This window comes from Sulfitobacter sp. IGS-18 (genome assembly GCF_059628195.1).
In genome coordinates, this window is sequence record NZ_JCAQIH010000003.1 from 152,118 (window position 1) to 175,784 (window position 23,667).

The 23,667-nt window shown below is 60.9% G+C and carries 21 protein-coding genes; 6 read left to right on the forward strand and 15 right to left on the reverse strand.

Annotated features, from left to right (window positions below; translation table 11 throughout):
* Positions 1–75: 75 nt before the first annotated feature.
* Positions 76–1,119, reverse strand: a complete 1,044-nt coding sequence (locus ACWNZ3_RS21410) for an AraC family transcriptional regulator (RefSeq protein WP_496902567.1) — start codon at positions 1,117–1,119, stop codon at positions 76–78.
* A gap of 118 nt (positions 1,120–1,237) precedes the next feature.
* On the opposite strand from ACWNZ3_RS21410, the gene ACWNZ3_RS21415 reads away from it, so the two are divergent.
* Genes ACWNZ3_RS21415 through ACWNZ3_RS21425 form a run of 3 tightly spaced genes read left to right on the forward strand, consistent with a single transcriptional unit; the run spans position 1,238 to position 4,548 of the window.
* On the forward strand, positions 1,238–2,566 hold the full coding sequence (locus ACWNZ3_RS21415) for a glutamine synthetase family protein (RefSeq protein WP_496902568.1): 1,329 nt from the start codon (positions 1,238–1,240) through the stop codon (positions 2,564–2,566).
* Positions 2,567–2,569: 3 nt separating this feature from the next.
* The gene (locus tag ACWNZ3_RS21420; protein ID WP_496902569.1) at positions 2,570–3,286 is read left to right on the forward strand and encodes a glutamine amidotransferase-related protein; all 717 of its coding nucleotides are present in this window, start codon (positions 2,570–2,572) and stop codon (positions 3,284–3,286) included.
* Positions 3,283–4,548, forward strand: coding sequence for a cytochrome P450 (locus ACWNZ3_RS21425; RefSeq protein ID WP_496902570.1), 1,266 nt, complete (start codon positions 3,283–3,285; stop codon positions 4,546–4,548). Before ACWNZ3_RS21420 ends, ACWNZ3_RS21425 begins: the two co-directional genes overlap by 4 nt.
* 79 nt (positions 4,549–4,627) lie before the next feature.
* On the opposite strand, the gene ACWNZ3_RS21430 is transcribed toward ACWNZ3_RS21425, so the two are convergent.
* The 13 genes from ACWNZ3_RS21430 to ehuR all read right to left on the reverse strand — a co-directional run bounded on the left by ACWNZ3_RS21430 (position 4,628) and on the right by ehuR (position 18,410).
* Positions 4,628–5,998, reverse strand: coding sequence for an aspartate aminotransferase family protein (locus tag ACWNZ3_RS21430; protein ID WP_496902571.1), 1,371 nt, complete (start codon positions 5,996–5,998; stop codon positions 4,628–4,630).
* Between the two features lie 10 nt (positions 5,999–6,008).
* Complete coding sequence (locus ACWNZ3_RS21435) at positions 6,009–7,484, reverse strand: NAD-dependent succinate-semialdehyde dehydrogenase (RefSeq protein WP_496902572.1); 1,476 nt, start codon at positions 7,482–7,484, stop codon at positions 6,009–6,011.
* Between the two features lie 110 nt (positions 7,485–7,594).
* Positions 7,595–8,077 carry an Lrp/AsnC family transcriptional regulator gene (locus tag ACWNZ3_RS21440; RefSeq protein ID WP_114277076.1) on the reverse strand — a complete coding sequence of 161 codons (483 nt, stop codon included), beginning with the start codon at positions 8,075–8,077 and terminating at the stop codon, positions 7,595–7,597.
* 388 nt (positions 8,078–8,465) lie between these two features.
* Entirely contained in the window at positions 8,466–9,458 is a 993-nt protein-coding gene (doeB, locus tag ACWNZ3_RS21445) for a N(2)-acetyl-L-2,4-diaminobutanoate deacetylase DoeB (protein ID WP_269367834.1), read from the reverse strand.
* 3 nt (positions 9,459–9,461) lie between these two features.
* Entirely contained in the window at positions 9,462–10,649 is a 1,188-nt protein-coding gene (gene doeA, locus ACWNZ3_RS21450) for an ectoine hydrolase DoeA (protein ID WP_496902573.1), read from the reverse strand.
* Positions 10,650–10,662: 13 nt separating this feature from the next.
* Positions 10,663–11,655 (reverse strand): ectoine utilization protein EutC, encoded by a 993-nt coding sequence (gene eutC / locus ACWNZ3_RS21455; protein WP_496902574.1) that lies wholly within the window; start codon positions 11,653–11,655, stop codon positions 10,663–10,665.
* Complete coding sequence (gene eutB / locus ACWNZ3_RS21460) at positions 11,648–12,646, reverse strand: hydroxyectoine utilization dehydratase EutB (protein ID WP_496902575.1); 999 nt, start codon at positions 12,644–12,646, stop codon at positions 11,648–11,650. The genes eutC and eutB overlap by 8 nt, the downstream gene beginning before the upstream one ends.
* A gap of 20 nt (positions 12,647–12,666) precedes the next feature.
* A complete protein-coding gene (gene eutA, locus ACWNZ3_RS21465) occupies positions 12,667–13,407 on the reverse strand; it encodes an ectoine utilization protein EutA (protein WP_496902604.1) in 741 nt (246 codons plus the stop codon).
* A 32-nt stretch (positions 13,408–13,439) separates the two neighbouring features.
* Entirely contained in the window at positions 13,440–13,877 is a 438-nt protein-coding gene (locus ACWNZ3_RS21470; protein WP_269367839.1) for a universal stress protein, read from the reverse strand.
* Between the two features lie 13 nt (positions 13,878–13,890).
* Positions 13,891–15,177, reverse strand: a complete 1,287-nt coding sequence (locus tag ACWNZ3_RS21475) for a TRAP transporter large permease (protein WP_269367840.1) — start codon at positions 15,175–15,177, stop codon at positions 13,891–13,893.
* A gap of 2 nt (positions 15,178–15,179) precedes the next feature.
* Positions 15,180–15,752 carry a TRAP transporter small permease gene (locus ACWNZ3_RS21480; protein ID WP_269367841.1) on the reverse strand — a complete coding sequence of 191 codons (573 nt, stop codon included), beginning with the start codon at positions 15,750–15,752 and terminating at the stop codon, positions 15,180–15,182.
* Positions 15,753–15,899: 147 nt separating this feature from the next.
* A complete protein-coding gene (locus ACWNZ3_RS21485; RefSeq protein ID WP_240313199.1) occupies positions 15,900–16,919 on the reverse strand; it encodes a TRAP transporter substrate-binding protein in 1,020 nt (339 codons plus the stop codon).
* 96 nt (positions 16,920–17,015) lie between these two features.
* The gene (gene ehuR, locus ACWNZ3_RS21490) at positions 17,016–18,410 is read right to left on the reverse strand and encodes a MocR-like ectoine utilization transcription factor EhuR (protein ID WP_496902576.1); all 1,395 of its coding nucleotides are present in this window, start codon (positions 18,408–18,410) and stop codon (positions 17,016–17,018) included.
* 219 nt (positions 18,411–18,629) lie between these two features.
* Here ehuR and ACWNZ3_RS21495 point away from each other — a divergent pair, with 219 nt between their 5' ends.
* On the forward strand, positions 18,630–19,649 hold the full coding sequence (locus ACWNZ3_RS21495) for a Hint domain-containing protein (protein ID WP_496902577.1): 1,020 nt from the start codon (positions 18,630–18,632) through the stop codon (positions 19,647–19,649).
* Between the two features lie 244 nt (positions 19,650–19,893).
* Here ACWNZ3_RS21495 and ACWNZ3_RS21500 read toward each other — a convergent pair whose 3' ends face one another.
* The gene (locus ACWNZ3_RS21500; RefSeq protein ID WP_496902578.1) at positions 19,894–21,246 is read right to left on the reverse strand and encodes a serine hydrolase domain-containing protein; all 1,353 of its coding nucleotides are present in this window, start codon (positions 21,244–21,246) and stop codon (positions 19,894–19,896) included.
* Positions 21,247–21,328: 82 nt separating this feature from the next.
* Between ACWNZ3_RS21500 and ACWNZ3_RS21505 the strand changes: the two genes are divergently transcribed.
* Together ACWNZ3_RS21505 and ACWNZ3_RS21510 are read left to right on the forward strand one after the other, a co-directional pair.
* A complete protein-coding gene (locus ACWNZ3_RS21505; RefSeq protein ID WP_496902579.1) occupies positions 21,329–21,961 on the forward strand; it encodes a TetR/AcrR family transcriptional regulator in 633 nt (210 codons plus the stop codon).
* A gap of 340 nt (positions 21,962–22,301) precedes the next feature.
* The gene (locus ACWNZ3_RS21510) at positions 22,302–23,666 is read left to right on the forward strand and encodes an aminotransferase-like domain-containing protein (RefSeq protein ID WP_496902580.1); all 1,365 of its coding nucleotides are present in this window, start codon (positions 22,302–22,304) and stop codon (positions 23,664–23,666) included.
* The last annotated feature ends 1 nt before the right edge of the window (position 23,667 follow it).

Consider the following 23,667-nt stretch of genomic DNA (forward strand, 5'->3'; position numbering starts at 1 on the left):
GGTATTTCCGATCTGGACCGGGGTGCGACCAGGGCTTTCACTGAGCCAATATGACAGCAGCCGCGCCTGCCGAGCCTAACGCAATGGCCCGCCGATGGCGGCAGCACGATAGGCGCGCGGGCTTTGTCCCATCACCGCTTGGAACGCGCGGGTGAAGCTGGCGGTTTCAACATATCCCGCACGCTCCGCCACTTCGAGGATGCTCAGCCGGGTTTCCAGCAACATCCGCGCCGCGCGGTCGATACGATGCCGCCGTGCCAACTCGCGGAATGTCGTGCCCTCCGCCCGCAACCGCCGTCCCAGGGTCGAGGCGCTGATACCGAGCCGGGCCGTGACCCTGTCCAGACCGGGTTCAGGGCCTTCGGAGAGGGCCGAGAGGGTCTGGCGCACGTCTTCGGTGAATGTCGTGATGGCGTGGCTGCGTTGATCCAGAAGCTGAATGTAATGCTGCATGAGGGCGACGAGGTTCGGGTCGGCCTGTGCCGCACGGCGGTCCATGTCTTCGGGCCGGAACCACAATGCGTTGACCTCCTGATCGAAGAAAACGGGGCACCCGAACACTGCCTCGTGCCGTCCCAGCCGCGCGGGGCGTGCATGTTCGAACCAGACCTCGGCAGGGGCATAGCGCGGCCCCAGCAGCAGCCGGATCAGCCGGTCGACATAACCCAGTGAAAATTCAACGTCCTGCCTGCGCGGGGTCAGGTCGTTGTCGGTGATGCGATAACGGACATGCGGCGTGGGGCCGGTCTGAACCTCGAAAGTGGTGGCGTCCTGAATGGTGAACACGCTGGAGGCCAGTGCGCGCACAGCCTGGGTGAGATCGGAAGAGGCGACAAAGATATATCCCGCCGGACCCACCAGTTCCGGCCCCATGCGCGATGACAGGTCCAGCCCGAAGGTGTCGCGCCCGATTGCCTGGGCAATATTGTCGAACAGGCGCAGATAGGCGGCAAAAGGCAATGTGGCATCCACATGGTCCAGGTCCCCCGGGCGCATCCCTTCGGCCCCGAGCAGGGCCTCGACAGTCGATTCGGGCAACGGGGCACCATTCAGGATACCGCGCAGAATCTTGGCCTGAATGCGCGGGACGCGCTGCGGTTCTGTGGGGTCTGACGTCATTCTGATCTAAACTATCAATTTTGTGACTGAATAGATCAAGCATGATCGACGGCAGGCCTTATCGTCAAGGCCAGATGACGCGCCCGGTCAACGGGCCAGAGACACAGGGAATGTTCCAATGAGTGAAACGCACAGCCGTTTTGCAACCATCGCCATCGTCGATACGAATGGTTTGCTTCGGGGTCAGAAGGTGCGGGGCGCGGATGTGGCGGGGTTGTTAGACGTCGGGCCGGGCATGTCGCCGGTCCAGCTGGCGCTGGACCCGACTGACGAGATTTTGGACATGCCCGGTGTCACCGATGACAGCGCCGATTTTCACGACGATGTTCTGGCGGTGGATCAGGACAGTCTGCGGCATATCCCCTTCGAACGGGCGGAAGACAGCCCGCTCTATCTTGCGGAATTCACCGGGGAAGCCGCGGCCTTTTGCCCGCGCTCGCTGCTGCGGCGGGTGCTTGCGCGGGCCGAGGCGGCGGGGATCTGTGCCAGGGTCGGCGTGGAGCTGGAGTTCACGCTGTTTGACGAAACCCCGGCAAGTCTGGCGGCCAAGGGGTATGACGGGCTGACCACGGCCACGGCGCACCCGAGCCATGATCTGATCATCTATCAGGCGGCGCAGGCCGATTTTTATGCGGCGGTCGCCGACATGTGTGGCCCCCTGGGCATCGGGCTGGGCAAGATGCACGAAGAAATCGGCGGCGGTTTCATGGAGGCCTGCATTGCCGCGACCACCGCCATGGAGGCGGCGGATCAGGCGGTGTTGTTGAAGAATTTCCTGCGCGTGCTGGCGATGCAACGTGGCCAGACCGTGTGCTTCATGCCGCGCTGGTCGGAACAGGTGGACAGCCAGTCCAGCCACCTGCATGTGTCGCTGACGGACCGGGAGGGCAGGCCGCTGTTCTGGGACGGCGATGCACCGGACCGGATGAGCCAGAGGTTCCGCCATTTCATCGGCGGGATGCAGTCCTATCTGCCCGCGCTGATGCTGGTCTTTGCCCCGACGGTGAATGCTTGGCGGCGCTTTGCCGAAGGGACCTTTGCGCCACCCGCCTTCAGCTGGGGTGTCGAAAACCGAACCACGGCCTTTCGCGTGGTGGGCCATGGCGCGGGATCGCTGCGGGTGGAAAACCGTCTGCCCTGTTCCGATGCAAACCCACATCTGGTGCTGGCCGCGACGCTGGCGGCAGGGCTGGCCGGGATCGAAGAGCAGCTTGAGCCGACCGGGGCGACAATTGGCAACGGCTATGTGCCGGGCGCGGCGAAAGGTCCACCGCTGCCTGACGGTATGGCGGCGGCGATTGCGGCGCTTGAAGGATCATCCCTTGCCAGGGATTGGCTGTCGCCGCGATTTGTCGAAACCTTTACGGCGACACGTTCCCATCAGCTGCGCCAGTTTGAGGGCAAGACGCTGATCGACGAACGTCGGCGTTTCTTCGAGTTGGGATAGGGCATGAAGATCGGAATTCTGGAATGTGGCACCAATCGTCCTGAATGGGCCGAATACGGCCGGTTCGCCGATTGGTTTCCGCCGCTGCTGGCCCAGGCCGGTGTTGCCTTTGACGTGCAATCCTGGTTGGCGTCAGAGGGCGAATTACCGGACAGTGCAGATGTCTGCGACGCCTGGCTCCTGACCGGCAGCCCGGCCAGTGCGGCGGATGATGCGCCATGGCAGCAGGCGCTGAGCGCCTTTCTGGCCCCGCTGATCGACCGCCAGCCGGTGATCGGTATCTGCTATGGCCACCAGCATCTGCACCGGATGCTGGGGGGCAGGGTTGGGGAATGTTCCGACTGGGGTGTGGGCGTGCAGTCCTATGCGGTCAGTGCCGCCCCCGACTGGCTGACGCCTGAGGCCGCGGGCAAGGGATTTGACCTGATCGCGCTGCACCATGATCAGGTGACGCAGCCCGCGCCTGACACGCTTGTGCTGGCCGGGTCGGCATTCTGCCCCTATGGCGTGACCCGGATCGGCACGCGAACGCTGACCTTTCAAGCCCATCCCGAGATGGACCCGGCCTTTGCCGCGCTGGTCTATGAATTTGAGCGTCACCGGATCGGAGATGCCGCAACCGAGGCGGCGCTGGCCACATTGGACCGCCCCCGCGACACCGCGCGCGCGGCGCGCTGGATCATGGGATTTCTGGCGCATCACCTGGAGGAACGCACATGACCACAACGCTGAACGCTCCCGAGACCCGGATTGACCTGTCGGATGCCGGCATGTGGCAAGGCGGCCCGCCGCATGCCGAATTCGCCCGCTTGCGCGCCGAGGCCCCGATTGCCTGGAACGCGCGCAGCGACGGGCACCGGGGGTTCTGGGCGGTGTCGCTGTTTGACGACATCGCAGCCATTTCGCGCGATACGGCGCTGTTTTCGTCGCGCAACGGGGTGATTTCGCTGGACGATTTCGACGATGCCCAGAACGACAAGCGGCGCACGCTGTTGGAAATGGACCCGCCGCAACATGGCAAGATGCGTATGCTGACCATGCCGGGCTTTTCCCGACGTGGCGTGGGGGGGCTGGAAGAGGACGTGCGCGCAAGGATTGCTGCGTTGCTGGACAATCTGGTGGGCGCAGGATCGTTCGAGGCTGTGTCGACGCTGACCAAACAGGTGCCGATCATCACGCTTTGTGCGTTGCTGGGCATACCGGTCGAGCGGACCGAAGATCTGATCCGCTGGTCCGATATGCTGATCGGGTCGGACGATCCCGATTTTGTCGATCCCATCTTTGACGCCTATTCCGAGGCTGAACGCCGGATGATGCCCTTTGGCCATCCCGCCGCCTTGCAGGCCTTTGAGATGGGCCGCGAATTGGCGGCGGACCGGCGCGCCAACCCGCGTGACGATGTGATCACCATGCTGGTGCAGGCACAGGTCGACGGGCGGCCGCTGACCGAAGACGAATTCCTGAATTATTTCCTGATGCTGGTGGTGGCTGGCAACGAAACAACCCGTCACACCATGTCACATGGTCTGCGCGCATTGGCCGATCACCCGCGCGAATGGGACCGTTTCCGTCAGGGCGGGATCAAAAGCCAGACCGCCACGGATGAGATCCTGCGTTGGGCCACCCCAGTGCATTTCGTGCGCCGGATCGCGACGCAGGACACCACGTTGAACGGCGTGCCCATCGCCAAAGGTGACAAGGTGGCGATGTATTATGCCTCGGGCAATCGCGACGAAACACGGTTTGAAGCACCCGAAATCTTCGACATCGGCCGCGAGAAAAATCCGCATATGGCCTTTGGCAAGGGCGGGCCGCATTTTTGCCTGGGCAATTTCGTGGCGCAGCTTCAGGTGCGGGTGCTGATCGAGGAACTGGCGACCCGGGTATCCCGGATCGAGGCCAGCGGCCGGTTTGACATTCTGCGGTCGAACCACATTCACGGGGTCAAGGCGCTGGATATTATCCTGCATCCGGCGGGCTAGCCTGGGTGAACCGGTATCAAGGGCCTGCAGATTAAGCAGACCCTTGATGACGACCGCAGTCGCCCGCTTTGCGAAAGCTCTAGCCCAGGACCGCCCTGACCGCCTTCACTGTCTTGCCGACCACCTCGTCCGCTTCTTCGCGGGTCAGGCAGAAGGGCGGTGCAAAACCGAGAATGTCGCCCTGGGGCATGGCGCGGGCAATCACACCCTCGGCCAGAAGGGCCGCCGCGATGGAGGGACCGACCTTGTCGGAGACGTCGAAATAGATCCGGCCGTCGTGCTGTTTCACAAACTCCAGCGCACAGAGCATGCCCGCGCCGCGCACCTCGCCGACATTGGCGTGCGTGCCGAATGCATCCGCCATCGCGGCGTTGAGGTAGGTGCCCACTTCACCGGCATTATTGATCAGGCCCAATTCGTCGATCAGCCTGAGGTTCGCAACACCTGCCGCTGCGCCGATGGGGTGTGCTGAATAGGTCCAGCCGTGGCCGATGGGGCCGTTTTCATCCGTGCCCTGTTCCAGAACCTTCCACATCTTGTCGCTGACAATGGACCCCGAAAGCGGCGCATAGGCCGAGGTCAGCCCCTTGGCGATGGTGATGAGATCCGGCTTCATGCCGTAGTGATCCGAGCCGAACATCGTGCCGAGCCGTCCGAAACCTGTCACAACTTCATCGGCCACAAGCAGGATGTCATGTTTGTCCAGAACCGTCTGGATCGCGGCCCAATAGCCTTCGGGCGGCGGCACGATGCCCCCGGTTCCCAGCACGGGTTCACCGATAAATGCGGCAATTGTATCCGCCCCTTCACGGTCAATCAGGGCCTCCAGTTCTGCCACGCAATGGGCGACGAATTCGGCCTCGGATTGTTCAAGGTTTTCGCGGCGGTAGTAATAGGGGGCTTCGGTATGGATCACCTGTGCCAGCGGCAGATCGAACTTCTTGTGGAACAGCTCAAGCCCGGTGAGTGAACCGGTGACAAGGCCGGAACCGTGATAGCCGCGCCAGCGAGAGATGATCTTTTTCTTCTCGGGGCGGCCCAGGATGTTGTTGTAATACCAGATCAGCTTGACGTTGGTCTCATTGGCGTCGGAGCCGCCAAGGCCGAAGTAGACCTTGGACATGTTGTCCGGCGCGCGGTCGAGGATCATCTTGGCCAGGGTGATGCTCGCCTCGGTGCCATGACCGACATAGGAATGGTAATAGGCCAGTTCCTTTGCCTGTGCTGCGATGGCGTCGGCGATGTCGCTGCGGCCATAGCCGACGTTGACGCAGTAGAGCCCTGCGAATGCATCCAGCAGGCGGTTGCCGTCGCGGTCCTCGATGTGGCAGCCTTGGCCGCCGGTCACGATCCGCTGGGGGACATTGCCCCGTGCAAAATCAGCCAGATGGGTCGAGGGGTGAAAGAAATTCTCACGGTCCCATTGTTCGAGGTGGTCGTTTTTCAGCATTTCTTTCTCCTCATGCCCAATCGCGGCATATGTATTTGATTTCAGTATATTCTTCCATGCCACGCCGCGCTCCTTCGCGGCCAAGGCCGGATTGCTTGGTGCCCCCGAAGGGGATCGGCGCGCCGGTGACCTTGGTCCGGTTCACCGCCACCATGCCGAATTGCAGCGCCCGCGAGACGCGGTAGATGCGCCGTGGGTCATTGCTGTGCAGATAGGCGACCAGCCCGTATTCCGTGTCATTGGCCAGCGCGATGACCTCATCCTCGCTGTCGAAGGGGGCAATGGCCGCTACCGGACCGAAGGTTTCTTCGGACATGATGGCCGCATCGCGCGGCACGTCGGTCAGGACGGTGGGCTGATAGAACAGCGGGCCAAGGGGATCGCGTGCGCCGCCGCAGGCAAGTTTCGCACCCTTCGCAAGGGCGTCCGCGACATGTTCTTCCTGCTTTTGAACCGCCTTTTCGTTCATCAGCGGCCCGATGTCTGGATCATCCATGCCGACGCCGAGCGAGAGCGCGCGTGTTGCCGCCGTGAAACGCGTGCAGAAGTCGTCATAGATCGCGCGTTCGATGAAAATCCGGTTGGCGCCAAGGCAATCCTGCCCCGTGGTGGCAAACTTGGCCTTTATCGTTTCGGCGACCGCAACATCGAGATCGGCACCTTTGAACACGATCACCGGCGCGTGACCGCCCAGTTCCATGACAAGCTTTTTCACGGTGTCGGCGGATTGCCGGTATAGAAGCCGTCCGATCTCGGTCGAGCCGGTGAAGGAGAGCGCCCGCACGCGGGAGTCTTTTGTCCAGGGTTCGACCACCTTTGCCGCCTTGCCGGTGACGACATTGAACACGCCCGCCGGAACCCCGGCCTTTTCCGCCAGCTCGGCCAGTGCCAGGGCTGAAAAAGGTGTTTCGCCGGAAGGGTGGGCCACAACCGTACATCCGACGGCCAGGGCGGCAGCGGCCTTGCGGGTCAGCATGGCGGCGGGGAAGTTCCAGGGTGTGATCAGGGCCACGACGCCCACCGGCTCCAGCCAGACCTCGACTTCGGCGTCGGGCAGGTGGCTTGTGACCCCTTCGATATTCGGGCGTTTGGCCTCTTCGGCGTAGAATTCCACAAAGGACGCGGCATAGTCGATTTCGCCCCGTGCCTCTGACAGGGGTTTGCCCTGTTCCAGCACCATGATCCGCGCGAGGTCTTCCTTGTGCTTCAGGATCAGGTCGAACCAGCGGCGCAGGATGGCGGACCTGTCCTGCGGAAGAAGTCCGGACCAGCCGGGAAATGCCGATTGCGCCGCGTCGACGGCGGCAAGGCTTTCCTGTGCGGTCAGGCTGGCAACGTCGCCGACGATATCCCCGGTGGCCGGGTCGGTGACGCGGATGGTCTCCCCCGTGGCCGCCGCAGTCCATTTGCCCCCGATATAGGAGAAACTGCGCACCAGAGACTTGTCGGAAATCTCGTTGCGGGCGGAAAGTGCCGTGTTGGTCATGAGCGGGTCTCCCTTCTGGCCGGATCATCGGCCGGTTTCGAAGGAGGGAGAGACCATATTTCGGGGCTTTGGCAGAGGAATCTCCTGCCCTTTGCCGGTTTGCTGGCGGTTTAGTCCAGGCTGCCCGCGATCAGCGCCAGCGGCGGAATGCCCTGGCCCTTGACCGGTTTGGTCACAACATAGGTGAAATACTTTGACAGCCCGATCCGCGCGTTGAGCATTTCGTCGATCAGGCGTTGGTAGGTGTCGATGTCGCGGGTCAGGATCTGCAAAAGGTAGTCGAACCCGCCACCCAGCGCCCAGCAGGCCAGAACCTCGTCATAACGCTGCATGGCAGCCTCGAAGGCCTGGAAGCTGGCCGCCGTATGGTCGGACAGTTCGGCCGCGACAAAGACCGTCAGATGCGGCCCCAGTTTGCGCAGATTGATCTCGGCGCGGTAGCCTTCGATCAATCCGGCCTTTTCCAGTTTCTTCAACCGTTCCCAGCAGGGCGTCGGCGACAGGTTGACCCGTTCCGCCAACGCGGCCTTGGTGATGCGGCCTTCCTTTGACAGCACCCGCAGGATTTCCAGATCGCGGGCATCAAGCCGCATGGCGCCACCTCCTGTTATGGGGTTACAGCGTTTCGGGAAAATGTTGAATCGCAAATACCTTGCCACGCATCGCGTTCTCAGAACATTTGCGATCCTAGGTCGTGTTGACATTCATTGTCGCCCACCCGTTTCAGTCCAAAATTGCTCAGTTCCAGGCAAGAGAGCGCAGGAATAGCCAGCTATTTCAAGCTCTCTTAACGCAGAAATGGGCAATTTTGGCGAAACCCCTGCGGGGCGCGGCGGATTTTGCCTCTGCCATCCCGGATGTTCGCTTCCAATGATCACATTGCTGCGCTCACATCAGGGCGCCAGCGGCAAAATCCGTCTCGCGCGGGTGGGCGACAATAAATGTCAACACGACCTAGTGCTTCGACCATTCCCCGAAACTTTAGTTGACAGTCAGACCGATCACCGCTGCGCAATCGCCGGCCTTGACCAGCCCGGGAAAGTGACGGCTGATCAGAATGCCGGACCGCTTGGCCCTGAGTTCGGTCGGGGCGACACCCGTGCGGTCGACGGGCCAGACCCGCGCCACAAGATCGCCTTTGGCAACCTCGTCGCCCAAGTCGACGATGGGCTCGCACAGCCCATCCTCCTCGGAGAAGGTGAAACAATCGCCATCGGGCATATCAAGCTGAACCGTGGGATCAATCTGCATTTCGCCTCGTAATATTCCCGCGTGGATCAGCACGTTGCGCAGCCCTTTCTTGGCGATGCCGATGGTCCTGGCCGTCGCGGTGCCGCCCCCGCCGAGTTCGGTTGTGACCAGCACCTTTCCCATCGCCTCCACAGCGGTATCATACATGCCGACATTGTCGATCTCGAAAAGCTGCACCGAGAAGGGGGCGTTGAAGGCCTGCATTGCGGCCAGGCAGGCGGCCTGCTGGGTCTTGTCTTCGAGGATATGCGCCGCTGCGAAAGGCACGAAATCGAGCGTCTTTCCCCCGGAATGAAAATCCACCACCAGATCGGCCATCGGCAGCAAGCTGCGCTGAAAATAATCGGCGATCTTTTGTGTCGGCGTCCCGTCGGGACGACCCGGAAAGGCCCGGTTCATATTGCCCATGTCGAGGGGCGAGGTGCGCCGACCTGCGCGAAAGGCCGGATAGTTGAACGCCGGCACAATGATCACCCGGCCCGTGATGTCTTCGGGTTTCAGGGTGACCGTCATCTCTTGCAGGGCGACAGGGCCTTCATATTCGTCACCATGGTTGCCGCCGGTCAGCAGCGCGGTCGGGCCATCGCCATTCCTGATCACGGTGATCGGGATCATGATGGACCCCCATGCGCTGTCATCACAGCTGTAAGGCAGCCGCAGAAAGCCGTGGTGAATACCGTCGCGATCAAACGGTATTGTCGGCGCAATCGGGTTTTTCTTCATCGCCTAATCCTTCACGACCATTTTGCGCGGCACATCGGCGAGGCATTCATGGCCTGTCTTTGTGATGCGAATGCTTTCGGTGATTTCAAAGCCCCAGTCTTCCATCCAGAGGCCGGTCATGAAATGCATTGTCATGTTTTCCTGCAGCACCGTCTTGTCGCCCGGACGCAGCGAAAAGGTCCGTTCGCCCCAATCGGGGGGATAGCTGACGCCGATGGGATATCCGGTGCGGTTGTCCTTCTCGATCCCGTATTTCCTGAGCACCTTGAAAAACGCATGGGCGATATCTTCGCAGAGATTGCCTTCCTTGGCCGCCTCCAGCCCTGCTTCCATGCCTTCGAGCACCGCTTTCTCCGCATCCAGGAAAGTCTGTGTCGGCTTGCCCAGAAAGACCGTGCGTGACAGCGGGCAATGGTAGCGGCGGTAGGCGCCTGCAATCTCAAAAAAGGTGCCTTCGCCGGATTTCATCGGCGCGTCATCCCATGTCAGATGCGGTGCGGCGGCATCCGAGCCGGAGGGCAGGAGCGGCACAATCGCCGGATAATCGCCACCGCCGCCGATTTCGGGGTCAAAACGCAGGCCCGCGTCATAGATATCTGCCACCAGGTCGCATTTGCGGATGCCCGGTTCGACCTTGTCAAAGATGCGCTCATGCATGCGACCCACGATGCGCCCGGCGATGCGCATGTAGTCAAGCTCGGTCTCGGATTTCACGGCGCGCTGCCAGTTGACCAGCGCTGTGGCATCGGCAAAGCGTGCGTCGGGCAGGTGGCTCTGAAGCGACGCAAAGGCCGCTGCCGAGAACCAGTAATTGTCCATCTCGACACCGATTGTGCCCTTTGCCAGCTTGCGGTCGGCCAATTGCGCCGAGAGATAATCCATCGGGTGCCGCTCTGTCGATTGGACGTATTGGTCGGGGTAGCCGATGATGTTGGCGGGATCCATGAAACAGGTTCTGAGCGCGCCATTGGCATCCTGCCCGCGCCCATACCAGATCGGTTCTCCCTCCAGCCCCAGTACCACGCATTGATGCACGTAAAAGGACCAGCCATCATAGCCGGTCAGCCAGTTCATGTTGCTGGGGTCGGAGATAATCAGCAGGTCAAGGCCACGCTGTTGCATGGCCTGGCGTGTCTTGACGATGCGCGCGTTGAATTCATCGCGGGAGAAATGGAGTTTTGGCGTTGGCATGATTGTACCCCGTCTAGCTGCTGAAGGTGGCACCCTTGCCAGCGGCCTGAGCACGTTGGCGGGCAAGAGTGGCAATGGCGGTGTCCTGAACGCCAGTGCCGGTGAGATCGGCGATGATGATATCGGCATCGGAGCGGCGACCCGGCGCCTTGCCCGCTGTGATATCGCCCAGTTCCGAAAATCTGCGATCGGCGGGTATCACGCCCGCCTCGATGGCGGCGCGCAGCTCGCCCTTGACCGCGCATTGCGCCTGAGAGTCAGGGACGTAGAGCGTCGCCCTGGACAGACAGGCCGGCGCCAGTTCGGATTTGTGCTCCTGGTCCGAGCCCATCGCGATGATCAATTGTCCCGGTTGCAGCCAGTCCGCCATGATCAGTGGCTCAGATGACGGCGTGGTGGTCACCACGATATCGGCGGCCTTTACCGCGCATGCGATGTCCGCCTCGGCGGTGACATCGATCCCCAGCTCGTCTGACAGGCGCGTGGCCATTGCCTTTGCCTTGGCAATGTCGCGGGCCCAGATCACCGCGCTTTTGACCTCGCGCACCAGCAGCAGCGCCTTGAGCTGCAGGGCGGCCTGCACCCCCGCACCCAGGATGCAGGCGTGCGTCGCACCCTTTCGCGCAAGATGTCGGGCAGCGACGGCCCCGGCTGCCGCTGTGCGCACATCCGTGAGATAGCCATTGTCCAGAAGCAGCGCCTCAAGCATCCCGGTCCGGCTGGAGAACAGGACCATGAGCCCGGTGGTGCTGGGAAGGCCCAGTTTGGGGTTGTCGAAGAACCCCGGGCTCATCTTCATGGCAAAGCTGTCGACACCGGGGACATAGGCGGATTTGACACAGACCTCGCCGTTATGGTCGGGGACCATCAGGGTCATGATCGGCGGCATGACAACCTTGCCCCCGGCCAATGTCGTGAAACCCTCCTCGACACAGGTCACCGCATCGTCATCCAGCGGCACCAGTTCGCGCAGTTCGGCTTCGGTCAGGATCTTGATCTCAGGCATTTTTCACCCCTGCCGCAACATCCACATCTTCGCCGGAGATGATCCGGTGATGCAGGCTCATGTCGATGTTCTGACCGGAGATCAGGGAGACACAGCGCCCCGGCTTGTCGATCTTGCCCGCCAGCAAGGCGGCGATGCCGACGCTGCCTGACCCTTCGATGACCTGGCGTTCCTGCCAATAGGCGTGGCGAATGGCGGCGGCGATTTCGGTTTCCGTGACCAGCACGATCTGATCCACCAGATCGCGGGTCATGGCAAAGGTATGGGCGTTGTCCATCCCGATGCCGCCGCCCAGGGAATCCGCCAATGTTGCGACTTCTTCCACCATCACCGGTTTCCCGGCGTTCAACGACGCGTGCATCGCCGCACCGCGTTCCATCGAGATGCCGATCACACGGATTGCCGGGTTGGCCGCCTTCATCACCATGGCCACGCCCGAGATCAGCCCGCCCCCGGACAGGGGCACCAGTACGCTCTGCAGGTCGGGGGCCTGTTCCAGGATCTCCAGCGCCACGGTGCCTTGCCCTGCGATGATATCGGGGTGGTCAAAGGGGGGCAGCATGACCATGCCTTCACCCACCAGCCTGTCGACCTCGACCTGCGCATCGTCCTGGCTGCGCCCGACGATGCGCACCTCGGCGCCCTGCGCCTTGATCCCGTCCACCTTGTTCTGCGGCACCAGTTCGGACATGCAGATGATGCAGCGTACCCCGGTCTGGGCAGCGGCATAGGCAAGGCCGCGCCCGTGATTGCCGGTCGATACTCCGACAACACCCCGGGCGCGCTGCGCCTCGCTGAGAGACAGGACCGCATTGGTGGCCCCGCGCAGTTTGAAGCTGCCGGTGACCTGTGTGTTTTCAAGCTTCAGGCGAATGTCGCCGCCTGTTGCAATGCTCAGCGTTTCCGACGCCACGGTCGGCGTCCGCCGTATCGTGCCTGCGATCCGTGCGCGCGCAGCGTAACTTGTCTGAAGTGTTATTCCAGAGCCCATCTTTCCGTCCTGTCTATGATCTACCTGGTGAACAGCGTACCGCCTGAAGGCACGTTATCCGCAATCGCAAGATGCCGCATGCAGCGCCAGATCATCGCCTGATTGGAGGTGATCACCGGCTTGCCCAGGCGGGCTTCGATTTGAGCCACACAATCCAGCGCACGCAGCGCCGTACAAGAGATAAAGACCGCATCAGAGTCCGCGTCGCAGGCGGCGACTGCGGCTTCGATGATGCTGCCCTTTGACAGCCGCGCCATCTCGCGGTCATCCGACAGGCCAAGACAGGTCGCATTGATCACCTCCGGCCCGTGATCGGAGAAATAGCGCACAAGCGTATCGGTCACATCCTGCGTATAGGGTGTAAGCACGCTGATTTCCCTGACCCCCAGGGCAGCAAAGGCATCGAAGGCGGCCGAGCTGGGCGTCACGCAGGGCGTGCCCGGTTTCGCGCTGTTCATCGCCGCCGCAACCTGATCGTTCCCCAGAACCACGGAGGCTGCGGTGCACCCATAGACCAGCACGTCCAGCGGTTCATCCGGCAGGATATCTGCCGCCGCCGCCGCCAGAAGCGGACCGGTTCGCTGCAGGCTTTCATGGGTCGTCGGGTTCTCATAGGGGATGCGGTTGACGTAAACCCCGACATCCCGCCCCTGCATCAGGCGCGCGAAATCCGCTTCTGTCGTGTGGTCCGTGGCCAGCACCACCAGCCCGATCCGTTTTGCAATCGCACGGGCATCCAGCCGGGCCACCACGGAAGACATCGAAGCCTGGACCCCCGGCGTCACGGGACCGCTCACACAACCAGAACCGGGCATTGCGAGAGACTTGTCACCTTGTGAGAGACACTCCCCAGCAAAAACCCTTCGATTGAGCCCATGCCACGGCTGCCCATGACGATCAGGTCATTTTCGTGTTCCTGTGAAAAGCTGACGATGGTCCGTGCGGTGGGGCCGCCTTTGACGAAGGCCCTGATCTTTGTGCAGCCGCTTTCGCGCGCGATGGCGGCGCCACGCTCGGCGATTTCCTTGGCATGAGCCTTCATGATTTCGTCGACATTGTCGGGCTTTTCGGCATCGGTCACATACATGGAACCCTCCAGCACGGAATGGTGCCGGTGAAGTGTCAGAACTGTCAATTCGGCACCGCAGAGTTTTGCGAGTTCCGCGCCCTTGCGCAACGCAGATTCCGATCCGTCAGACCCGTCGAAGGCAATCAGTATTGATTTGAACATATCCGTGCTCCGTTTACTTGGCGAAGGCGACGTCGCGCAGGAACAGCGCGATCTGAGGGAAGAAGATCATCAAGACCGAGACGCTCAGCAACATGGCCACGAAAGGCGGGGTGCCGCGGATCACGTCCAGATAGGGACGTTTGAAGACCGCAACTGCCGTGAAGATATCGCATCCGAAGGGCGGGGTGGCCGAACCGATGGCGGCCTGCAATGTGATCAGCGTGCCGACAAGGATCGGATCAAGGCCCGTCTTTTCCACCACCGGGGCAAAGATCGGCACAAAGATCAGGATGACCACGATCGGATCGACAAACATGCAGCCGATGAAGAAGGCGATGGCAATGGTGAAAAGCACACCGATCTGCCCCATCTCATCCACCCCGATTGCACCCAGGATCTGTTGCGGGATCTGCGCAAAAGAGAGGACCCAGGCAAAGGCCGCCCCAGCGCCCACGAGGATAAAGACCACGGCGGTGACCATCCCGGTGGACAGGGCCACATGATACAGGTCGGTGACCTTCATCGTGCGGAAGATAAAAGTCTCAAGGACAAAGGCATAGGCCACGCTGATTGCGGCGGCTTCTGTCGGGCTGAAGATGCCGAAAAAGATGCCGCCAATGATCAGAACCGGGAACCCGAGTGGCCATAATGCGCGTCTGACCGATGTGATCCTTTCGCTCCAGCTGGCCTTTGGTTCTGTCGGCACGTTGTTAATCTTTGCATAGATCATGCTGTAGATCGAAAACATGAACAGGATCAGCAGGCCGGGGCCAAGTCCGGCGATGAACAATTCGGGAATCGACGCCTTGGCCACGACGCCATAGATGATCATCCCGATGCTGGGCGGGATCAGAAAGGCGATGTCGCTAGAGTTGACGATCAGGGCGAGCACGAAGGAATCCTTGTAGCCGCCTTTCAGCATCCGGGGTCGGAGGGGGGTGCCGACGGCCACAACCGTGGCCTGGGTGGAGCCCGACACGGCCCCGAACAAGGCACAGGCCGAGGCGGTGCTGACGGCCAGACCACCCCGGATGTGCCGGATGAAGGCCATCACCATGTCGATCAGCCGCCCGGCCGATTCCCCCCGCGTCATGATGTCGGCGGCGAGGATGAACATCGGCACGGCGATCAGGGAGGAGGGGCGGATGCCGCCCAGCATCTGCTGGATCATGAATTCGGTCTTGTCGATTGTGCCGAAGAGTTCGATCACGCCGATAAACGCCCCGGCGATCAGCGGAACCATCATCGGAAAGCCCAGAAGCAGAAGCACGATCATCACGGAAAACATCACGAGTGCCATTGTCAGACCTCCAATTCCAGTTCCTGCGCATCCGCCTCACGCAGGTCGGTTGCCAGGTAGATTTCAGGTTCCTGAAGATTGCGCAGAAAGGTCAGCGCGTATTGAACGCCCGTCACGAACAAGCCAATCGGCACCCATAGGTAGCTGATATAAATCGGTATCCCGAGCGCCGGATAGACCCGGCCCTTGGCCTGAAGGCTGATGATATATTGCACCGCATACCAGGCGAGCACCAGCAACAGAACCGCCGTTACCGCGGTGATGATGATGATCAGGATTTTCCTGGCCCGCTCCGGCAGCGCATCGGAGATTGCGGACATCCGGATGTGCCGCCCATGGCGTGCCGCGTAGCCGATCCCGGCAAAGGTCACCAACAGGATGAAGATACTGTTCAGCTCTTCGGCAAAGATGATGGAGTGGTTGAATACGAACCGGCTGATCACATTCGCGATGGTGTTGATTGCCATCAGGATCACACCGGCCGCCATGATGACCCGTTCGAGCGCGGCAATGCCGCCGTCGATGGCATCAATGATACCGGCCAGTCCCGCCCGTTTTTGCGTTGTATCGTTCATTGTTGCTCCCCGTTGGCAGGTGCCGCCTTGGTGGCCCGCGTCGTTCTTGCTTGTCGGGCCTGTCGGCACAGAGGTTGCGGGCCCGGACATCCGGTCTGGGCCCGCAATTGGCCGGTATCCGGCGCGTGATGCGCCAGGTTTGGCAAATTACTGCTGCGCCGCGGCCAGGTCTTTTTTCATTTGCTCAAGGATCTCTGCGCCGCGCTCACCGGCACGTTCCACAAATGCCGCCTCGACCGCTTTTGCGCGTTCCTTGAAGGCGGCGCGTTCTTCCTCGGTCAGCCGGACAATGGTGTAATCGGGGTTGGTTTCCTTGATCTTGGCCAGACCTTTGGCATCCAGCTCGACCGCGACATCCAGGATATAGTCATGCGCCGCCTGGGAGGCGTTCTGGACAAGCTGTTTGTCCTCATCGCTCAACCCGTCATAAAAATCGGCATTGGCCATGACCGCCGTGGTGTACTGACCGTGGCCGGTATAGGTCATCACCTTGGTCAGATTGTCGAGCCCATAGGCCTCGATCCAGATCGCCGGGTTTTCCTGCCCGTCCACCATGTTGGTTTTCAAGGCGCCGATCAGTTCACCCCATGCCATGGCAATCGGCGATGCGCCGAAGGCGGTATAGGTTTCCAGCAGCAGCGGCGAGGTCATGGTGCGGATCTTCATCCCTTCCAGATCCTCGGGCGTGCGGAATTCTTCCATCGTTGTGACCACCTGTTCGCCCTCGGGGAAAACCGCCAGCAGCTCCAGACCCTGTTCACGATAGATGCCGTGGAACATCTCGTTGATGGCGACGCTTTCCTTGAAGAATTTGCGCACCACTTGAGGGTCGGTTGGCTGGATATAGGGCACCAGAAAGGCTTCGGCCTCGGGGATCAGGGCACCGGTGAAGCCCGGTGACTGGTCGATGAACTGAAGCAGACCGGCCTGGGCCTGTTCCATGGCATCGGCGGATTCACCAAGCGAGCCGACCGGATAGATCTGCACCGTGTGGTCGGAATTGGCTTCGATTTCTTCCTTGAATTTGGTGGCATACAATCCCTGCGGATCTGTCAGCCCTTCTTCCATGGCATAGCGCCAGTTGTCAGCATGCGCCGTGCCCGCCATCAGTGCCGCCGCCATCAGCGGCGCGCAGAGGCGCAACGTTTTCCCTGCGAATCCAGTCATACTATTCTCCCAGTTGTTTTATGTTCAGTTTGCGATATCGCATCACTTTCCGAACATTGAACTGTGAGTCAATTTATTTATTGTTGTGGGACAATTTCAGTAGGCGAACTGAGGAAGCGGCTCTCGCGGGCGCGACAGCAGGGAGGCCAGCAGTCTGAGGGCCTGCCGGAAGCGCTCCGTGTCACGAATGCTGCCCAGGGAAACGCGCACGGCGTTTCTGGGTGAGGACCTGGGCGCGAGGAACGGAGATTCCGGTGACACAGCCACATTCAGCTGCCGGGCATGGGAGCTGAAGGAGCTCGAATCCCAGTCCGACGGCAGTTGCAACCACAGATGCAGCCCCGAGGGGTGACCCTTCCAGTTGAACCTGGAAAGCTCCTGTGATGCGATGCTGTACCGCTTGCCGATTTCCACCCGCTGCCAATCCGCCATCGCCTGCGCCGTGCCGTCCTCTACCCAGCGCGATGCCAGTTCGCAGATCAATGGGGTTGCCATCCAGCCAAAGACCATCAGCCGGGCCGTCAACGCCGGTAACAGGTGGTCCGGCCCGACAACGTAACCTGCGCGCAATCCGCTGACCGCGCATTTGGTGAAACTTGTCAGATAGATCGAAAGCTCGGGCGCGAATTGTGAAACCGGCGTCTGGCGATCCGAGGCGACCGGGCCGAACACATCGTTTTCAATGATGTACAGCCCGTGCTGGCGGGCAATATCCGCGATCTGTCTGCGCCGTTCGTCGGGCATCATATGCACATTCGGATTGGCCAGGGATGGCAGCAAATACAAGGCCTTGGGCGAAAATTCAGCGCAGGCTTTCGCCAGTTGATCCGGCAGGATGCCATGTTCATCGGTTTCCAGCCCAATATGGCGATAACCGAAGTAGGCCGCGCTTGAAACCAGCAGGTGATGGGTCACCGTGTCCGACAGGATGACATCGCCGGGATGCAGGACAGCCGACAGCGCGGCCGACAGGCCATGGGTCACCCCATTTGTCATCAGAACCGACTCCGCGCGGGTTTCGAGCCCGCATGTCGCCAGCCATTTGACACCGGTCTTCCGGTGTTTTTCATGGCCGATATTGGGGCGGGTCGAAAGGTAAAGCGCCGGATCGAGGTTGGTGTGCATTGTCTGCAGGGTCGACCGCATTGCGTCGACATGCATGCGATTGAACAATGGGCGCGATATCGACATGTCGAACAGGTTTTCCGGCTCGGATTCCAGTTTGAAGGGCTGTTCCTCGGATGTTGCTGAATCCATGACATAGCTGCCACGCCCGATCTGACCGTCAATCAGGTTCTGGCGGCGCAGGATGTCATAGGCCTTGCTGACGGTATTGACGCTCAGCTTCAGGTCGTCGGCCAGCTGTCGATGGGTTGGCAGTTTCCGTCCATGCGACAACCTTCCGTCATGGATTGCATCCGCAATGGTTTGGGCAAGGCTGACATGCAGCGGCGATTTGAGCGATTCTCGGGAAGGCAACCAATTTGTCATGCGACAATATTGTTCAATCCCCCCGCGCATACAAGCAGATCATTCGACAGCAACAGGCCCCGGCAGGGTGGATTTGAAACGCGGGGCGGAACACCGGACGCGCGCAAGGAACGCGCCGCGCGTTTTCAGATGGGCCCTGGCACTTGCTTTGTTTCAGGGCGTTCAGCGCCGGTTAACTGCCCTGTGCGAAGTTCACGCTGAAAAAACAGCGGCTGTGCCATGCCAGATTATGATCTTAATTTCTTCGACCTATCTCAGATGCATACCTCGAACTGGGGTGCTGTTCATTCCCCCGATGGCGGCAGCTGGAATGTGGGAACGGATACGATCTACCTCTATCCGTGGGCGATAATCGACACCGTTTCGGTCACGGATGACGACGGCAGCTTTGCCGATGATGATTTCACGCAATCGCTGACCTACGATTATTTTCCCTTTTGGGCCGGGACGAATGTTCAGAACGAATACATGCTGACGGTCGAGGATGCCCTCGGCAACCAGTATGAGCTGGCTGCCGTCACCGCCGATCACAACAATTTTTTTGTCGAATGGTTTGCCTTTGTAGGTGCCGCGCCGCCCACGGGGGAAAACCTGCTTATCGTGGGGGTTCAGGACAGTGCCAGCATGTCTTACAGCCCGGCCTGTTTTACACCCGGCGCGATGGTCCGGACGGAGCGGGGCGAGGTGCCGGTTGAGCATTTGCGAGAAAGCGAGATGGTCTGGACGCTCGACCACGGGGCGCAGCCGCTGCGCATGGTGGCAGGTCGTCAACTGAGGTTTTCTGCCGGCCCGCATCCACACAAGCCGATCCTGATCCCGGCGGGAACCATAGGCAGCGGCGGGCGGCTGGTGGTGTCGCCGCAGCACCGGCTGTTGCTGCGCTGTGACCGGCGCGGAGAGGTTCTGGTGCCCGCCAAGTCGCTGCTTGCGCTGCGCGGGGTGCGTGTAATGCAGGGGAAGCGGGCGGTCCAATATCTGCACCTCGCCTTTGAACGTCATGAAATCATCATGGTCGACGGCGTTCTGACGGAGAGCCTGCATGCGGGACCGATGGCACTGCGCGGTCTTGCCCCCGCCGCGCAACATAGACTTCGGCGGATTATTGGCTCCCCCGGTGCAAGCCCGCCGGCGCGCCCGATGCTGACTGTCCGCGATGGGCGCGCACTCGCAGCGCGCCATGCCGACAGGGGGTTGCCAACCCCGGTCCCCGTGCTGGACCGAAAGGGGGTTCGGGCCTGATGCGACACTGCTTGCGGCGCTTTTTCTACTGTCTGGCAGCATGCAATGTTGAGGTGCAAGCCGGACAGATGCGCATGGCCCGGGATCGGCATGATTGCCATCAGCGCCCCGGCTAGCCCTGGAGATCCGGCACCAGACGCGCGCTTTCGCGCCGGAGCAGCAGATCATCACCGTCATACTCTCGGCGCGGGGATCCTGTCCGGCAAGGCCCGACAGGTTGACGATGCCGATTCAACAACGCCCTTCATTCAAGTGACGCATCAGGGATTGCCCTTAGCACGTTGACAGTGGCACCGAATGTGGTTGCAGCTGGCAACACGCTCTCGCTGAAACGTGCAATGACCAGGCCCTGTGACGGGACCACCAGTACGACCTGGCCGAAGTTCCCGCTTGCGAAATAGGACCCCGCCGGGGCGCCCATCTTGCGTCGCTGCCGGGCGCCGTGGCTCGGCCCGTCATTCACCCAGAAGCCCGCGCCATAACCGCCGTCGGCCAAGGGCGTCGATGTGGTCGAATAGGTCACCCAGCCGTCGGGCAGGATTCTGCGGGAATCGACGGTTCCGTTATCCAGGAAAAGCTGCCCGAACCGCGCCCAGTCCCGCGCTGTCGCATAGATGAAGGCGGCCCCCATCGGCGCGCCGGCCTGATCGAATTCCATCACTGCGGAATGCATCCCAACCGGACCAAAAAGCTCGTCTTTTGCAAAGGCGGTGATGTCCCCCGGCCGGCCGCCGATGACGTCGCGAAGGATGCCCGAGAGGATGGCATAGTTGCCGTCGGTGTAGGACCAGCGCGTGCCGGGCTCGGCGAATGTAGCAATTGCGGAACGTGCTGCGGTGTCAGCTGACAGGAACAGCATCTGCGAAGCGGGATCGAAGCCTGTGTTCGCAGCGCCAAAGGGCTGACCGCTGGTCTGACGCAGGAGTTGGTCGATGGATACATTGTGCCGTGGGTCTTTGGGATCGGCCCAGAGCCTGACAGGGGCAGGGGTGTGGAGTGCGACCTTGCCGTCCCGGACCAGGATCCCGATCAGGGCGTTCACGACAGATTTGGCGACGGACCAGCTTAACATCGGTGTTTGCTCCGACATTCCAGCCGCATAGCGTTCGGACAGGATCTTGCCATCCTGCAGGATGACAATCGCTTTGACGGCCTGGTCGGTGTCTTGCATCAGGTCATCCAGTGCGCGTTCCAGCATTGGCAGGCCTGAGTGCTGAGGCGTGATTTCCGGCTGCGGATCCTGAAGGGCGGCTTCATTCGGCCGGGGCCGGGTGCTGTCGTTCAGAACCGTGCATCCGCGACCGGATGCATGGGCGGCGACAGACGCCGATCCTCCGAACAGCCGCACCTCAACCTCTTTGGCCTCCTGATCCAAGGCATATTTCAGCCCCGGCGAGACCTGTCGGAGACCACCGATACGCCGGATGTAGTGCTGAAAAACCTCTTCCGTTTCACGCTCGGCGACAAAGGTCTCACTGCACAGCAGATGAGCCGTCATCGATGTGGCCACCTTCGGCGCCTTGGAGCACCCCACGATCAACACAGAGGCGATCAGCACCAGTGCGGGCAGGGAAATTATGTAACGGGTGGTTTTCATGTCTTGAGAATACGAGGATTGCTCGTATTCTCAACTCGGGTTTCAAACTGACGGGGACGTCCGCGTGAATTGAGGAATTAGCATGCCGGATCAAAGACGTAGACCAACCCAGGCCCGTTCGCAGGCGACAGTTGCCGCCATTCTTGACGCGGCCACTCGCATTTTGCGAAGGGGTGGCACACAGGAGTTGACCACGAATCGGGTGGCCGAACTGGCGGGCGTGGGCATCGGGTCTCTCTATGGCTATTTCCAGAACAAGGCCGACATCCTTGATGCATTGGCGGAAGGCATCCTCCAAGCCGACGAATTGGCGGTACATGAACTGCTCAATGCCGCCGAACCTGACATCGTTGGGCGGCTTGTCCAGCTTCTGGTGAGACGCCATCGCACCGATCGCGTCGTCCGGCGCATCGTTCTGAGCCATCATGCGGCGCGGGGGCAGCTTCCGGCACATCAGGACCGGGCAATGCAGATGATCCGCCTGGTGTCCGAGCATCCTGCGGTTCGGTCGCAGCTGAGCGGGCTTGATCCCGCCACGACCTTCGTGGCTGCCCATTCGATCCTGGGCGTGTGCCGGGCCCTGACGACTCTCGAAGCGGACGCGAGCGATGTTAAGGAGATTGAGGTGCGACTGGCGGATCAGATCAGGCTGACGTTGCAGGGAGGTGGCCAGCTTCGACCCGCTGAAATGCAACCCCGGACGAAAGCGGAATAACCACCATTTGTCTTAATGTTGGTGCTGCCCGATCAAACCAGCACAGGACGCCCGGCTGGCACTGCGACGCGTCAGGACTTTCACCGGATCGGGGTCGTGCTGCAGTTGTTACCACTCAATACCATGCCAAATAAGCATACAATATTGTGACAATATGCCGTAAATTTGCATTACGTTTTCGCGGCTTTCGCGCGCAACGCCATATTTTTCGCCGATTTTTTAAGAGCCGCAGGCAGCGCAATTGTAACAAATTTGTTCGCGAGGGTGAAAATACATACAATGTCACTTCAATTTGTCGATCCAATTCGATAGGCACAATTCAGTAGGAGAGCGATAATCAATGCCCTGGACGACTGACATTCTGAAAAGCGGCAAGCCGCGCTATATCGCGATTGCAGATGCCATCGCCCAGAAAATAGCTGATGGAACCCTTGCGATGGGCGACCGGCTGCCGCCGCAGCGCAAGCTGGCAGAGACCTTGGGCATCGATTTTACCACCGTATCGCGTGCATATGCAGAGGCGCAGACCCGCGGGCTGGTCGATAGCCATGTAGGGCGCGGCACCTTCATTTCCGGGCAAATCGCGCATTCCGGCCCCGATCCGATGCGGCTGCGTGATGAAGATCTGTCGATGAACATGCCGCCGGAACCGACAGACCCCGATCTGCAGGCGCGCATGAAGCAGGGTTTGGATTATGTGTCGGCCAATTTGATCGGTCTGTTGCGTTATCAATCCCCCATCGGTGCCGAAAAGGACCGTCTGGCAGCGTCAAGCTGGCTCAGCATGCGCGGCATGGTCCCGAACCTTGAACGTGTTGCGGTGACGCCGGGGGCACATGCCACCATGGCTGCGATATTTTCAATCATCGCAAAGCCCGGTGACCGCGTGTTATGCGAACAGATCACCTATCCCGGTCTGCGCAATATTGCAGGGCGTTTCGGCCTGACATTGGTCGGAGTCGCGCGGGACGCGGATGGGATGTTGCCCCATGCGCTTGAGCGGGCAATCGAAGAGCACGGACCCAAGGCGCTGTACCTGAACCCGACACTGCAGAACCCGACCACCCATACAATCCCCGAGACCCGGCGGCTTGAACTGGCCGAAGTTTTGCGCCGCCACGCGCTGACGCTGATCGAAGATGATGCCTATGGATTCATCCCGGCCAAGGCACCGGCGCCAATTGCCCTGTCCGCACCGGAGCTGACCTGGCACATTGGCGGCCTGGCAAAGTGTATCGGTGCCGGGCTGAGACTGGCTTACACTGTGGCGCCGACCGCGAAATGCGCCTTCCGGCTGGCACAGGCCATCCGGGCGCTGGCGGTTATGCCCTCTCCCCTTTCGACGGCGCTTGTGACCCAGTGGATCGAAGATGGCACCGCCGACCGGATCCGCCGGTTCATCCGCGCGGAGAGTGCGGCGCGTCAGGCGATTGCGCGGGATGCGCTGGATGGCTTTGAATTTCAGTCGGCTGAAAATGCATTCAATATCTGGCTGGCGTTGCCCAAGGGTATGGGGCGTGCAGATATTGTCGCCCGGCTGGCGGGGAGACAGCTTGGCGTCATGCCTGCGGATGCATTTACCGTGTCAGGGGCACCGCAGGAACGCCTGCGGATCAGCCTGGGCGGATCGGTCACCCGCGAAACCCTGCGCGAGAACCTTTATTTTCTGGGAAATACGCTTAGCCCGAACGCATATATGGGCTAGG